11 protein-coding genes, 1 tRNA gene and 1 other annotated feature are annotated in these 13645 nt (G+C 33.9%); of the genes, 2 read left to right on the forward strand and 10 right to left on the reverse strand.

All coding sequences use genetic code 11. The features are described from left to right. Window positions 1-105 precede the first annotated feature (105 nt). Window positions 106-327 (reverse strand) — a binding site (T-box leader). An 86-nt stretch (window positions 328-413) separates the two neighbouring features. The 3 genes from OCV48_RS05445 to OCV48_RS05455 form a co-directional block, all read right to left on the reverse strand. Next, window positions 414-1349 carry a M14 family metallopeptidase gene (locus OCV48_RS05445; RefSeq protein WP_147591348.1) on the reverse strand — a complete coding sequence of 312 codons (936 nt, stop codon included), beginning with the start codon at window positions 1347-1349 and terminating at the stop codon, window positions 414-416. 10 nt (window positions 1350-1359) lie between these two features. Then, the gene (locus OCV48_RS05450; RefSeq protein WP_021983874.1) at window positions 1360-2322 is read right to left on the reverse strand and encodes a M14 family metallopeptidase; all 963 of its coding nucleotides are present in this window, start codon (window positions 2320-2322) and stop codon (window positions 1360-1362) included. A 91-nt stretch (window positions 2323-2413) separates the two neighbouring features. Further along, a tRNA-Leu gene (locus tag OCV48_RS05455) sits at window positions 2414-2493 on the reverse strand. Between the two features lie 189 nt (window positions 2494-2682). Here OCV48_RS05455 and OCV48_RS05460 point away from each other — a divergent pair. Both OCV48_RS05460 and OCV48_RS05465 read left to right on the forward strand, forming a co-directional pair. Continuing rightward, window positions 2683-4065 carry a TrkH family potassium uptake protein gene (locus OCV48_RS05460; RefSeq protein WP_147591350.1) on the forward strand — a complete coding sequence of 461 codons (1383 nt, stop codon included), beginning with the start codon at window positions 2683-2685 and terminating at the stop codon, window positions 4063-4065. A gap of 39 nt (window positions 4066-4104) precedes the next feature. After that, on the forward strand, window positions 4105-4758 hold the full coding sequence (locus tag OCV48_RS05465; protein ID WP_021983876.1) for a potassium channel family protein: 654 nt from the start codon (window positions 4105-4107) through the stop codon (window positions 4756-4758). Window positions 4759-4889: 131 nt separating this feature from the next. Here OCV48_RS05465 and OCV48_RS05470 read toward each other — a convergent pair whose 3' ends face one another. The 7 genes from OCV48_RS05470 to OCV48_RS05500 form a co-directional block, all read right to left on the reverse strand. Then, the gene (locus tag OCV48_RS05470) at window positions 4890-5393 is read right to left on the reverse strand and encodes a phosphatase PAP2 family protein (protein WP_147591351.1); all 504 of its coding nucleotides are present in this window, start codon (window positions 5391-5393) and stop codon (window positions 4890-4892) included. Between the two features lie 90 nt (window positions 5394-5483). Continuing rightward, on the reverse strand, window positions 5484-6167 hold the full coding sequence (gene trhA / locus OCV48_RS05475; RefSeq protein WP_021983878.1) for a PAQR family membrane homeostasis protein TrhA: 684 nt from the start codon (window positions 6165-6167) through the stop codon (window positions 5484-5486). A gap of 102 nt (window positions 6168-6269) precedes the next feature. Continuing rightward, a complete protein-coding gene (locus tag OCV48_RS05480) occupies window positions 6270-7925 on the reverse strand; it encodes an HAD-IA family hydrolase (RefSeq protein WP_021983879.1) in 1656 nt (551 codons plus the stop codon). Window positions 7926-7962: 37 nt separating this feature from the next. Then, window positions 7963-9342: an efflux RND transporter periplasmic adaptor subunit gene (locus OCV48_RS05485; protein WP_147591352.1), complete on the reverse strand. Its 1380-nt coding sequence runs from the start codon at window positions 9340-9342 to the stop codon at window positions 7963-7965. Between the two features lie 77 nt (window positions 9343-9419). Beyond that, the gene (locus OCV48_RS05490; RefSeq protein ID WP_021983881.1) at window positions 9420-10313 is read right to left on the reverse strand and encodes a carbohydrate ABC transporter permease; all 894 of its coding nucleotides are present in this window, start codon (window positions 10311-10313) and stop codon (window positions 9420-9422) included. Further along, the gene (locus tag OCV48_RS05495) at window positions 10313-11218 is read right to left on the reverse strand and encodes a carbohydrate ABC transporter permease (protein WP_147591353.1); all 906 of its coding nucleotides are present in this window, start codon (window positions 11216-11218) and stop codon (window positions 10313-10315) included. Before OCV48_RS05495 ends, OCV48_RS05490 begins: the two co-directional genes overlap by 1 nt. A gap of 20 nt (window positions 11219-11238) precedes the next feature. Beyond that, window positions 11239-13557 (reverse strand): ABC transporter substrate-binding protein, encoded by a 2319-nt coding sequence (locus OCV48_RS05500; RefSeq protein ID WP_147591354.1) that lies wholly within the window; start codon window positions 13555-13557, stop codon window positions 11239-11241. Between the last annotated feature and the right edge of the window lie 88 nt (window positions 13558-13645).

The following is a 13645-nucleotide window of genomic DNA, read 5'->3' on the forward strand; positions in this document are numbered from 1 at the left end:
TAATTTTGCAATGTTTTGTGATATTTTTTGTGATACTTTTATATCGCTTTATCCGACATTTTCTTATACAATAATAATGCCCCAAGCTAAATATAATAATATCTAGCTTAGGGCGAATAATCATATCCGTGTTACCACCTAAATTCAGTAAACTGCACTCATTATCTTCCTTTTAACGGTGGACCTCCGTTGAAGCCTACTTGCAAATAAATTGTTTTCGGTTCAAAGCTCTGAGACTGGTTCACTATTACTCTGATAAAGACTTGCACCATACGTCTTCTCTCTGAAATCTTCATAATAACTACTATCTCTCTTCATAGCCTTTGCTATATTAATTAATCTCTATAAAGGTATCATAGAGATTGGTTAAAGTCAAGATTTTTCATATCTAATTACATAATTAATCAGGTGATTTATTCATGTATTCTTCTGACAATTCTATATACTATATCCGATTCATTTATTAACGGCTCTCGCTGTGCAAAGAATATAATTCCATCTGTAGGTGCCTTAATCTGTTCTTTGACTTCTCCCTCAAATGGATCTATAATTTCCGCTACGACTTCCCCATAATGAACTTCCTTGCCGATTTTCTTTAATTTTCTTAAGAAGCCACCACTTCCCGAATAAATATTTGTAAGTGAATCTTCATCTATAACATGGCTTATATACCCGCTAAGGCTGTCGTATCTGATTATTCCCATTCTTGTAAGAAAACGAAGAACCGCTGATACTGATTGTTTAGCCTTTTCTTCATTAATTGACTCATTGTATCCTGAATATACTGAAAATGCTGCTGTCATCTCATTCTGCCAGTTATAATTCAAAGTTGTAGTATCAATTGGCTGTGGTTTTCTTACAACCACAAATGGTAATCCGAACAGATTAGCAAGTGAGGTATTCTGATAACCTGTCTCCATCATTCTTATATGTGGTATAAATTCGCCGTCCGCATAAAATGACGGAAACTGTATTCCAAATGTATAATTCTTCACATATTCCATAATATGTCTGGCAATTCTCTCATTTGTCTTACCAAATTCTCTGCCCGGATATGATCTGTTAATGTCCTCGTCCTCCACGCCCCAGAATTTTCTTCCAGTATTTAACGCATATGGATTAACTGTTGGTATAACAAGCACTGATTTATTTGCACAGATATTTCCGTTATGCTCAAGTCCTTTTAATGTTTTCACAATCTGCGAACATATATAAGTCTGCTGAATCTCTGTACCTCGCATTGAACCGATAATACATGCTGATTCTTCACCTTTTCCAAATAAATATCCATTAACTACCATATCATCTCTGTATGGCGATTTTATTCTGCATATTTCTACCTTATTCATTGTAATCCTCCTAATCCCCACATATAAGTATTCGTGCCAGCAAAGCACCCTCATACACCATCGGAAATTCTCTTATGGTAAATAAGATTCCATCATGATTAGCCCTGACTTCCTGAAGCACTTCATTTTTCATAACATCGACTATTCTACCTATAAGCTGTCCCTCTTTCAATTCTGCAAAGTCACTGATTTCCGAAATAAATAATCCAGACTTATCAGCTCTTATGAATTCCACACCATCATCATTGCAGACCGGAGCCTCTGATACATTGTATTTTTCTCCACTCCAGATTTCAAATTCCGACATCACATTGAATATTCCCTCGACGATCTTATCTCCATCAGCTTTATTGATTGAGTTACCTATGCCACATTCTACTGCAAATGCAGGAACCCCCATACAATTTAAGCTATGTGTAAGTGTCGAATCTGACACAGTGGGATTTGGATTAATCCATATTACATTTGCATTTATAAGTCTTGCATATGGTAAAACTTTATCCGCAAAATCCTCATTTAATCGGACCTGCAAGCTTTCTCTTGAGAAGATGTCACTTCCATGGACATCGATACATATTGAAGAACCCAGGACATTTTCCGTTAATGCAAATGCAATTCTCTCCATCATTCTTCCGTTTGCCGAACCTGGAAATATATGGTTCATATCAAGCCGCTCTTTTGGTATTGTATGGATTGCATTGTCTAAACCTAACATATTTACAGCCGGGTAAATGTCTACTATCCCTTTAAGACAATCTCTATTCTCCTCTATTCTCTTAATGAGTTCATAGCAGATATACTGTCCCTCCATCTCATCTCCATGAATTCCTGTTACAATGGAAATTCTTTTTAGATTCTTCTTCTCTAATTCATTATTACTTAACTCTTTATATTCTTCAGGCACTAATCTATTTCTTACAAGCTTTAATCTCTCTCCTACCGGTAATTCCAGACTAAATATATTCTCATACATATCTATCATTCTCTTTCTAAATCAAACTAATCTACCACAAAAAAGGAAAGCCTATTCTCCATCCCGTGGAGCATACTAAGCTTTCCTGTAGTGCGGATGACAGGAATCGAACCTGCACGGTCTCCCACTAGATCCTAAGTCTAGCGCGTCTGCCAGTTCCGCCACATCCGCATTTCACGTTTAACGCGCTTTAATATGATACCATTCATATATTATTTTGTCAATCAGATTTTATTCTCATTTATTTATCTCGCATTTATTTATCTCACATTTATTTATCTCACATTTATTTATTATTGCAAAATATATTTTTACCTTTATAATATACATATATTAATGTTTTAAGAAATGAGGTTTAAAATGAGCTTATCTAATCCTAAGCATAAATTGCAGCTTTCAACCACACAAATGATTGCCCTCGGATTTCTGCTTACAGTTGTCGGAGGTTCTTTATTACTAATGCTGCCGGTTTCATCAGCTGACGGCACCTACACACCTTTTGTCGATGCACTTTTTACATCTACCACATCAGTATGTGTGACTGGTCTGGTCGTTGTAAATACATTCGAACACTGGAGTCTTTTTGGACAAATTGTTATATTATTTCTTATACAATGCGGCGGACTCGGCATCATTACATTTACAACTTCTCTTATGTTGCTTTTACACAAAAAGGTAACTTTAAAGGGTCGTATGCTGCTGCAGGATGCATTTAACCTGGATTCGCTATCAGGACTTGTCAGATTTACACACAAAGTTCTTATCGGAACATTTACAATTGAATTTATTGGAGCATTTTTCTATTCATTTACATTTATTCCTGATTTCGGACTGGCTAAAGGCATATGGATATCTGTATTTACCTCAATTTCTGCATTCTGTAATGCAGGTATTGACTTAATCGGACCATCCAGTCTTGCTGGATATGCAACAAATGTTAACGTAAATCTTACGACAATGTTTCTTATTACAATGGGAGGACTTGGTTTTATCGTGTGGTTTGACATCTTAAAGAATATACGTGCCATAAGAAATAAAGAAATGCCACATACTGCCTTCTTTAACAGACTGTGTCTGCATACTAAAATAGTTCTGACAGTCAGTATTTCGCTTATTATAATCGGTGCAGTTATTGTATTTGCTTTCGAATATAATAATCCTGCTACCATAGGAAATATGTCTGTTCCTCATAAAATTCTTGCATCATTTTTCCAGTCCGTTACCACAAGAACGGCAGGGTTCTTTACATTTTCACAGAAAGGTATGCGTGATGCAACTACATTGTTCTGTCTGATTCTTATGTTTATCGGTGGTTCTCCGGTTGGAACGGCAGGTGGTGTCAAGACTACTACGCTTGCGCTTATCATTATTGCTGCAATGTCGGCTGTAAAAGGCAGCGAATACGGAACAGCCTATGGCAGACGTATCCCAAACAGAACTATGAGAAAGGCTCTGGCTGTTGTCTTAGCAAGTTTATGTTTCTTATTTACGAGTATAATAATATTATCGACTTATACAGGTGGCGATTTACTTGACATTGTGTTTGAATCGACAAGCGCAATTGGAACCGTAGGACTTACAAGAGATTATACTGCCACACTTGATTTATCAGGTAAAGTCATTATAATCATATGTATGTATGCTGGCAGACTCGGTCCAATGACTCTGCCTATCATATTCAGTTCAAGAAAAAGTAAATATGGTCTGGCAATGTTCCCTCGTGAGGATATTACTGTTGGATAATTATATAAAATAAATGAATGTAGAGAAATGAGGATTAATATGAAAAAGAAAACTTTTGCAGTATTTGGCTTAGGAAAATTTGGAGAAAGTGTTGCACGTGAGCTTGCACAAATCGGTGCTGAAGTCCTTGCTATTGATGTAGACGAAGAAAAAGTTCATGAAATTGCACCATATGTTACACGTGCAATGAAGGTTGATGTATGTGATAAGGAGACTATGGAGTCTCTTGGTCTTTCTAATATGGACGGTGTAATTATCTCTATTACAGGTAATCTTGATGCAAGTATTATGGCAACAATTCTTTGTAAAGAGGCCGGTGTTCCTTATATTATGGCAAAATCCGGTGAGGAAATTCACTCAACAATACTCAAAAAAGTCGGTGCTGATAAGGTGATTATTCCCGAAAAGGAATCAGGACTTCGTGTTGCAAGAAGCCTTATTTCCGGTAATTTCAAGGAATTTATTGAATTATCAAGTACGATACGAATGATAGAAATTGCAGCAAGAGAGGACTGGGTAGGCAAAACTTTACGAGAACTTAATCTCCGTAAACGCTTAAATATCAATGTTATAGGTATTCGTGACAAGAACGAGATTGTTATGAATCTAGACCCTGATATTCCAATTAAAAAAGAATATTCATTTATAGTTGTATTAGACAAACGTGATTTACCAAGACTTATGAAATCGTAATTTTACTATAAACTTATCTACTGTGCAGAAGTTATGCAGATATCTTTTTCGTTATTAATTATTTTGGTTCATTAATGTCATACACTCCGATTTCTATATATTTAGCCATACACTCAGACCGGCGTGTATGGCTAAAATACATAGAATCCCATAACCCCACACACAATTCCAATTATCAAGCCCCCGATTACATCACGTATATAGTGAACACCTGCTACCGGTCTTATAACCGCAATAGCAACACTTATTAACATCATAATAATACCAAGCCGCACATTAACATACATTGATGCCATTGCAATAATAGTTGCTGTTAATACATGTCTGCTTGGAAATGATTGTCCTTTTTTATCTTTCTTTATTAATGGTGTAATATTCATTGCCTCATAAGGTCGTTTTTCATTAACTACTTTACGTGCAGCTGTACATATTCCAAAGGTAATTAATGGAACAATAATTACTCTGATTATTTCTTCCATTTTACCTTTACCCTGAAATATTTCAAATATTACCAGGACTGCATATTCAACCATTGTAACTGTTGGCAGACCTTTATATAATATGTTCAATATTTTCATTCTCTTTTCGTTGTCACGAAACCAATTGCTTATTTTAGCATATCTTTCTTCATTCAATTCTATTACCTCGGCGAAAACTTTTTACATAATTACAAATACTTTCTCATCATTATATCACAGGTAAATAAAACTTTAAAGAAATTGCTTTTACAGTACATACATATATATGCATAAGAAATGAAGTATACTTCCGCCCAATACAAAGAAGTGCCAGATTGAATGCATATATTTCACTTTACTTCCAATTCCGTATATAACTGCACCGATTGTATATGAGATTCCACCTGCAACTAATAATTCAATACCTTTACCAGGAACTGCTCTTATAAGTGGCTTAAACGCAAATATAATTGCCCAACCCATTGCAAGATAACATATCATCGATATTACCTTGAACTTCTCCATATCAATAGCATTAAGAATGATACCGATTACGGCTGCTGCCCATATAACTCCGAATAATATCCAGCCAACACTATCTCTTAATGATACAAGTGTAAATGGTGTATATGTTCCTGCTATTAATAAGAAAATCGTACAATGGTCGAATATTCTCATTACTCTCTTAGCGTTATTAGGCTTTAATGCATGGTAAATACATGACATACTATATAAAATAATCAATGATATTCCGAATACCCAGCTGCTTGCCACGCCCCACATATTCTGGTGTCTATATGCCAATGAGACACACAGGCATAATGCTACAATTCCTAGTCCTGCACCTACTCCATGGGAAATAGAGCTTATCAATTCTTCACCTAATGTATACTTAGGTATAGCAATCTTCTGTTCCAGATAACTTTTCTTTTTAGTAATTCCACAATCCATGTGTAACCCTCCATTCTATTTTTAAACACAAATAACTGTATAATGTAGTTTTCATAACTACATTATACAGTTATTGCACTCATTGTCAAGAGGTTTATATTACTAAATTGTATTTCTTTTGTTAATTAATTCTACTATTTCCCTGCTTGCCTCATCATATGAGTTAAAATATATTCCATTTAATCCGTTGTTTGCTGCTGCTTTGATATTTGCCTGTCTGTCATCAACAAATATACATGCATCAGGCTCTAAATTATATTTATTAATAAGCTTTTTATAAATCTCTGAATCAGGCTTAGAACATTTTTCTTCGAAAGACAGAATTCCTCCGTCCATATCAGATATGAAATTAAGTTCTTCCTCACAGTCATTATATAAAGTCTTACTAATATTTGATAAGTACAAAACTCTGATATTTTGCTCTTTCAGACTCTCTATCCATTCATCGGTATATTCAAATCGTCTTACGATACCTTTCATATCAGAGAATACTTTTCTGACTGCATCTTCTAACTCCGGATATCTTTCTATATATTTATTTATGACTTCAGTTTCTGTCATAATTCCTTTATCATATTCATTCCAGATATCATTTTCTATAATGGCATTGAATATTTCATCTCTTTCTTCTCCATCATACCCGATAGATTTAAGATATTGCATAGGAACAAATTCAGCTAATACATTACCAATATCAAATATAACCGTATTAATTTCAGATCTTTCGACTTCTTTTTTTCGGCTTAATTTATATTTAACAGCTTCTAATACTTTACTAAACAATTTCTTTATATTCTCAGAATTTCTTTTTAATAATTTAATCAATTTGATAACAACATATACTATACATATGACAGCAATAATTATTTCTGTAAGTAATGCATATACACACATGTCTTCTCGGCCTCTTGCAACATTTTCCCAATACGGATATATAACTCCGTTCGTTTTCATTGAACGTTTTCCATAATTTTTCAATAATTTGACAAGAGATGTTACCGAATATCTGTCATCTGTCTTGACAATATCTCTATTATCTGCTGATAAATTAATTCCTTTTTTAACAATCTTATATGCATAATTCTTAGTCAAATCAGGTAATATAACTTCATAATCCGTTATATAAGGTCCTTCTTCGCCTGTATTAAGCAAATGATATGAAACATATACAGTAGGCTTATTATTACCGGCTTCCTTATTAAGTCTGCCTTCATCTCTTTTAATTACGCCTGAAATTATATATTCTTTGCCATTAATCTCTACAGTCATACCTTGTATGTCCGTACTTCCAAATAATCGCCATGCCGTATCTTCGTCAAGCACTATCAAATCATCCATAAGATTATCAGGTGTAAAGTATGAACCGTTAACTAATTCTAATGGATGAAAGAAGAAGAAATCTCCTCCCACTCCAATAGCCGATACTTCAACATTAACATCATCTCTGCTTATGGTTAACTGTCCTTTGGCACTGTAACTGTCAATCCATGTATTATAACCTGATTTATTAGTAAGTGCATTACTCTCTGTAAGGGTATTCTTCATATTTTCTTCGAACTCCATTACATTATTAAGAGTGAACTTTGCATCTTCTGACATAAATACACTTATATGTGCAGATTTGCCTGAACTGTCCCATCTGAGTGCAGCATTATGCGATACATCATTATTTTTCTGATAATTAATAATAAGGACCGGAATTATTAGAAGTATAACAGCAACTGCATATTTTATTATTCTTTTAATAAAATCTTTCATAATCAGTCTCCATTTCAAGGTCGCTTATGCGCCTGGGTTAGTCTGCCAGTCTTATAAGATCACCTGCTTTAATTAATTTGCTTGAGGTTGTAATAACATATTCTCCACCCTCTAAAGCACCCTTTACGGCAGATTTAGAATCATCAGTCACTAATACTTCTACATTTATACGTTTTGCAACATATCTGTTTCCTAATGGACTGCTTTTCTCTTTAACAACTAAGATAAATTTACCGTTATTATCTTCTCTTATTGAACTGTTAGGTACTACATAATCATATGTCGCACTCTTATCACCTAATGAAACTGTCATGGTTGAACCGGCTTCCACATCTCCCTCTATATTCAGAACTAATAACTTCTGTTTACCCGGTGCTGCCGGGTCGTTCTTTATAGTTGTAAGTGTTGCCTTAACATCTCCATAATACCATGAATTAGATATTGTAGCCTCATCACCTATTTTAACCTTTTTAACCTGGTCTTTTGTTACTGAAATAGTTAATGAATAGCCATTATCTTTATTCTGAATTGTAATAAATGGTGTATCAGGAGAAATTGTATCTCCATTCTTAATATCAACTGTAAGAATTGTTCCATCTACTGTTGACTTGATTTCATTTCCTACAGAATTCTGTTTTAACTTCTCAATATTCTGTTCTGCTGTCTTAATAGCTTCATACTGTGAACGTAAATCATTAACTGTATTAATGTCTGCTAAATAATTCGTATGCTCTTTTGTAACAGTTTCTAATTCTTTCTGTGCTGCCTCCAGGCTCTGATTGAGCTTGTCAATTTCAGGATTAGATGAATTATTAGAATTATCATCCATACCCATGTCATCTGCTCCATCACCTGCTGCATTATCTGCGCTTGTCTGACCACTTGTGGCATTTAACTTATTTATCTGTTCCTGTATATTGTTAACTTTATCCTGTGCTGCTTTTACTTTAGCTGATATTGCAGCAAGTGTGGCTCTGTTCTCCTCATAATAATCCTTACCACTTTCAGCCTTATTTACTAAAGACTGATCTGTTTCATTAACTAAAATGCTGTTTCTATATGCTGTTTTAAGATTATCTAATTCAGCCTGTGCTGTAGTTATCTCTGAACTGTCGCCGCCTTTTAACTTCACTAACACATCATCTTTCTTAACAGTGTCGCCTGCCTTGACAAGTACTTCTTCAACTTCCCTGCTCTCACTAATAGCTACTTCTTTTGCCTCACCGGATTCAATTGTTCCGGTTCCTCTTATCTTTGATGATACTGAATCTGACTCAATTGCCTGAGTTGCTACCTGAGGAAGTGAATGATTCATAATTGTATTTGAAAAGAAAGTAAGTAATAATAGAACTACAAAGAAAACTATCGCAAATCTTTTTACCCACTTTTTTCTTGCTATGTGTTGTTTTTCTTCCATTTCTACCTCCACGTTTACCTATATAGCGATTTAATAACCAATCTTTGTACTTATTCTTGTTCTACCTGAATTTCGCACTAACCTTTAATACCACTTTGCGATGTTATACCATCTACGAGATATTCCTCACCATATAAGAATACCAGCAGACTTGGTATCATATAAATTACCGCTACCGCAAATGCAAGACCGATTTCACCAGAATTGATTCTTGACAGGAATATGGATAATGGATATTTGTCCTGACTTTTTAACAAAATAAGTGGTTGTTCCACCATATTCCAATAATCTATAAATACAAGTATTCCAACTGAAAATAATGCACTTTTACATAATGGCATACATATTCGCCTGAATATCTGCCATTCTCCTGCTCCATCCATCTTAGCAGCTTCGATAATTGCCGGTGAAATTCGTCTCATATATTTAGTCAGCAGGTATACGCTGAATGGTGAGAAAAATCCCGGCAGCAGAATTGCCCATTTGGTATAAAGTATATGTAACCATTTCGATACCAGGAAATTCGGTACTAATGTGACCTGATATGGCATAAGCATCATAATAACATATACAAAGAATACAATTTCTTTCTTCTTACCTCTGAAACGTGTAAAACCATATGCTGTCAAAGATGCAATTAACAATTGTACAATAACTATCGGTACAACATATAATACTGAATTCCAGAATTTAATCAGATAATCCGGACTCTTGAATAATACCGTTATATACTGGCTGAATGATACTTTATCAGGTATAAATTTCAGATTAACCTTTTCTGATATAAACTTATGTGAACCATTATTGCTTGTATCGAATACCTTCCCATAATTAGCTGTAATCTCAGTTTCATTCATAAATGAATTACATATGGTAAGTACAATCGGAATTACGAAAAAGATTACAAATATTAATGCGACTAATGTCTTTGTTCCAATCTTAGTAATTCTTTTAATCGATTTTTTCTTCATTATTCTTCCACATCCTTTCCGTATCTATTTTCTACTACAAAAAGAATGCCTATGATAATTACCATTACATCAAACATAATAACTGCCGCTGCCGATAATTTCTGGTAATCTAATGAAGCAAACGTATTGTTCATAAAATGCTGAAGCATATACAGACTCTCATACGGATAATCACCCGTCAGAAGATAGACTTCCCTGAACACCTTAAACGAATTGATTACTGATAGAACTGTTACGAACATTATCGTTGGTGATAAATATCTTAATTTAACTTTCCAGAACAACTGCCAGTTTGATGAACTGTCTAATCTTGCAACCTCCATAATCTCTTTAGGAATACTTGAGTATGCCGCCATAAACAATATCATATTATATCCGAGATTCTTCCATAGAAATAATATGACTATTACAACCGGAGCATATTTTGATTTGAACCAGTCTATTTTATCTACGCCAAATATTCTGATAAAATCATTTACAACACCATTATAATGGAATAATACCTGAAAAATAAGCACTACAGATGCCACTGGAACCATTAACGGTGTTAAAAATAATGTTCTGAACTGACTTTTAAATGGTATATTTTCCATCATCAGCGACGCCAGCAGCATCGATAAGATGACTGCTAACGGCACTGCTATAAATGTGAATCTCATCGTATTAAATGCGGCTTTTTTGAAAGCCTCATTCTCCAAAACATTAATGAAATTATCAAAAAATACAAATTTTTTACTAACAATATTATCTATCATTGAATAATAGATAACTACAAAAAATGGTACAACGAAAAATGTTAATACGCCCAGTATACTTGGAAGCATAAATAAATTAGATTTTATTCTGCTCTTCTTATCCCAGCCAGACTTTTTATGTCCTTTATTTTTCTTAGTGATTTTAACCATTTTACCTAAGCCTTCCTAAGCTATTTGTTCTCTTTTACATACATTGATATACGGCTCTGAATAATATCTGCAACTTCTTTTGCTGTCTTCTGACCTTTAAAGAATGCTTCTGCCTCTTCTGTAATCATTTCACCAATCTTTATATCATATGAATTTCTTCCATCAATTGAATTAATAATGTCTTTAATAGCCTTGATATCATCATCACTTGCTACTCCTACTTTGACTTCAACATCACCAATTGTCCATACATTTTCTGATACCTGTTCATTTCCATTTTCATCTGTATAAGTATCCGGTGTCTTTGCATCTTCTAATTTTTTATCTAATTCTGACTGTATTATTGGGAAGCCAAATGCATAAGAAGAAAATTTACCTTCTTCTGAATCTTCCGGAATATAGAACTGTTTAATGAATTCCCATGCAACATCTTTATTCTTAGATTTTGATGAAATAGCTAATAAGCTTCCACTGCCTGATACTATTACACCATTTCCATCATCTACAGGCGCACCCTTGAATGATATATCTTTACCAAAGATTGCTTTTGCGACCATATAATCATCTACGCCAGTTAAAAATGCGTTCTGTAAAATTAATTTGTTCTGTCTGATTAATGTTGACTCATCTACATATTCGCTGTCATCATAATTTTTATAAAATTCATCTGAACTCTTATAATTTCCACTAAATTCTAATAATTTAACAAATTCATCTGAATTAAATCTGCAGTCACCTGTTTCCCAGTTGATATATCTGTCTAATTGCGTTGTACACATACTAAGCAGACTGTCACTTGTTAAATCTTTTATCATTTCAACACCATCAGGTAAACTCTTTGTTAAATTAATGAAATCATCTAATGTCCAATGAATGTCTTTACCAACTGTATCAGTTGCTCCAAACCAGCCTGATAAAGTAAAGCACTGTGGTAATACATATAATTTGCCATTAATCTTGTATGCATTTACAACGCTCTGTACTAATTTATCTAACTTAATATCTTCTTCCTTATTGAAATAAGGTGTTAAATCTTCAAGTAATCCCTTTTCATCATATCTTTCAAGATATCCTTCCATTGAACTGAAATCAATGATATCAGGACAATTTCCGGAAGCTATATCTGAATTAAATCTTGAAATTACATTTGAGTAATCTTCTTCTTTATCATCATAATACTCAACAGTTACAATTCTGTATTTATCATTTGTTTTGTTGAATTTAATGACTCTTTCCTGAAGATCTGAATCAAGATATAATACACCTAACTTAATCTCTGTTTTGCCTGATTTATTAGAATCCTGTTTCTCAAATGTATAAATTCCTGTAGTATCTGAATCTTCTGAAACAATACAGCCGATTGTGCCATCTGATAATTCATACACAGCCTGAACACTATCAGGATTAATATCACTATCTAATAATTTAATAATCTTAGTTGATTTATTATCTTTATAATTTATTCTGTATACATATCCCTCAGCAGCACATATAAGTGTATTATCTTTACCTTCACTATATTGATTTGCATCATATCCCGGCATATCGAAAACCTTTTCTCCTACCTTAAGATTCTCTAAATCAATCTTATAGAATGCATCTTTGTCTTCACCCCATGTTGATACTAACATTTCACCATCTGGCAACTTAAGAAGTGCCTCAAATGACTGGTCACCATCACTTTCAATCTTTCCTTTTTCATTACCTTCTTTATCTGTAATTTTCAGATAATATTCACTCTTCTCTGCTGATACACATAACTCGACTAATTCTCCGTCATCTGTATACTCCTGTGCTACAGATGAATCCTCTCCTCCATCATCATTAATATTCACAGTAACCATATCACCTTTAACTTTATCTATGAGATTAAAGTCTTTATCATATTTATAAGTAACATCATAATATGAATATGTGTCAGATTTTTCACCATTATCATTGTATTCAGAATCTGTATCAATAGACACAGAACCTTTGGCTATGTAATTGCCATCGTTATCTTTGAGAACTGTATTCATATATACATCTTCATCTGCTTTAACTTCTTTTGTCTCTTTTGTCTCAAGGTTATATCTTATAAGACCTGTATTACTTCCCTCAGCTCCCGGTCCATCTGCTGAAGTATCTAAATCATAATATGAACCATATAATTCTCCATCTTCTACTCTGATAGCTGATAGGGTATGATTAATCTCACCCTGTGAGACAACACTATATTGATCAATCTTCTCCTTTTTCTTCTTACTGTCACTTTTTCCACAGCCTGTCATCTGAAAACACATCATACCTGCAAGTGCCAGAGCTACGATTCTTTTAGTTCTAAACATTTTATTGCTCATTAGCTTCCTCCTTTTATTTTAAACCTGTTTTCATTATATAGGAATAATAAAAGCCGGTCAATTAAACCGGCTTCATATTTACATTAAA

The sequence above is a fragment of the Bovifimicola ammoniilytica genome, from assembly GCF_025567085.1.
Taxonomy (GTDB): Bacteria; Bacillota; Clostridia; order Lachnospirales; family Lachnospiraceae; genus Bovifimicola; species Bovifimicola ammoniilytica.